The sequence below is a fragment of the Bacillus sp. JJ722 genome (assembly GCF_036963345.1).
In the GTDB taxonomy this organism is placed as follows: Bacteria; Bacillota; Bacilli; order Bacillales; family DSM-1321; genus Bacillus_AD.
Genome location: NZ_JBALMO010000381.1, coordinates 224 through 1,956 on the forward strand (window position 1 = coordinate 224; position 1,733 = coordinate 1,956).

Sequence of the window (1,733 nt, forward strand, 5' to 3'; positions counted from 1 at the left end):
GATGAACAAATACATTTCAACATACAGTTCATCCAACTAACAAGACATGATTTATATGGAGATACCTCAAGGTCTCCATCTACAACAACTGCTTCTTCATCACGAAGAGATAGAGAGACTGCATTATTTGTTGCATTATAAAGTACTTGTCCAATAGTTTCTTGTGAATTTACATCATGAATAAGACCAGATAATACATAGTCCTCTTCTATTTCATTACTACTTCCAAGTTCCTTTTTAGAGTGGATGACTTTAATGGAGTCTGGATCAAAATGTCCACCTTGTTCAATAATAAAATCAGATAAAATTTTAAAATCATTTTCATCCTTAAGCTTATTTAGTAGTTCATCTTTTTTATGACTAGCATCTTTATACGTTTGAATTCCATAATGTGAGTCATTGAAGGCATACAAGATATTTCCATCTGTAGTTGGGATATTAAGCGATTTTACGACGCCAAGATCTTTTAGCTCTTCTATTTGACGAAAATCCAATTCTGTTAGCTTTGCATTTTTCATATCTAAATTTGCAGCAAAACTAGTAAGCTCCCCCTTTTTACTGGAAATCTCCAGAAATTTTTCTCTTGCTTTTTGGTTTTCTTTCTTGTTAATAATTGATTTTGTAATTTCTTGAACGGTTATATTGTTCATATTTTTCTCCCCTTTCAATTAAGTAAAGAGAAAAATACAGTGGAAAATAAACTACTTTACATTAAAATATTTTAAATTGTGGTCTATTAGTTGAGGATTTAAAAATAAATAGAATAAATAAGATGTAGGAGTTGATCGAAATGCTAATAAATTCGAATCATTATTAAACACCATTACAACTTCTATACAAATTGAGTAAAGAGAACAATATATAATCATTCCGTGTAAAATATGATAAAACTTATGGAGGTACCATCAAAAATTCGCACTGGCACGTTCTCCTCTTTAATCTCGATTAATCGTTCAAACATCGCTTCTAACGTAGTTTGGGTCTGATTAAATCCAATCGCGTGGCGAAACGTTGATTGCATTCTTCAAATTTCGACACTAAGAAGCGTTCCAGAGATTCTTCGTTCGGGAACTGTTCCTTGCGCATTGAAGGCTTCAACCGTCCCTGAAACAGTTTTATTGTTTTTATAACTAATTTCTGTTGTAAACTGATTCATAGGGAATACCTCTTTTCTGTAAATTTTGTGTGGATTGTATCCAAAATTAGTTATATTGAAAAGGATATTGAAATTAAAGCTTATCAAGAAGATTTGAAACTAAGGATATTCATATTTACCATTAACTGTAATAAAAAACAATTGTCAGTTACAGTACAATAATTTTAGGACAGGAACAAAATAAAAAAGGAACTGATTTAAACTAGATGTTAGTAGCTAAGTCTTTTTTTTCCAACTTCTATATGTTAACCTTTTATTAAAATAAGTTAACTAGGAGGGTTTCCATGTTCAAATCTATAAAATATAATTTGATAATTTCGATTGTAGTATCTTTACTTTTTATTATTTATACTTTGCAAAATTTCAAGCCTGATATTTCAATTAGTAAAGGAACTGCATATCTTTTCTTATTTTGTACTATCTGTTCAGTATTTAACACAGGTTATATGGCCAATAAATATAAACAAAAAAAAATAAATAATTTATCCCTTTATCTATTAAAGTTTAAAATTTTTCTTATTATACCCATATTTAATTTACTAATATTAATTTAAGGCTTAATAGTATTATTTCTTCT

2 protein-coding genes are annotated in these 1,733 nt (G+C 28.9%); both read right to left on the reverse strand.

What is annotated here, in order from left to right; genetic code table 11:
- Positions 1–650: hypothetical protein (locus V7014_RS26485; protein WP_335512009.1), on the reverse strand; the 650-nt coding region annotated here is incomplete at its 3' end.
- Positions 651–1,024: 374 nt separating this feature from the next.
- Positions 1,025–1,156: a hypothetical protein gene (locus V7014_RS27425; protein ID WP_438824989.1), complete on the reverse strand. Its 132-nt coding sequence runs from the start codon at positions 1,154–1,156 to the stop codon at positions 1,025–1,027.
- Between the last annotated feature and the right edge of the window lie 577 nt (positions 1,157–1,733).

Coding starts and splice junctions, on each gene's coding strand:
- V7014_RS27425 (WP_438824989.1), bottom strand. CDS start 1,156: ATGAATCAGTTTACAACAGAAATTAGTTATAAAAACAATAAAACTGTT.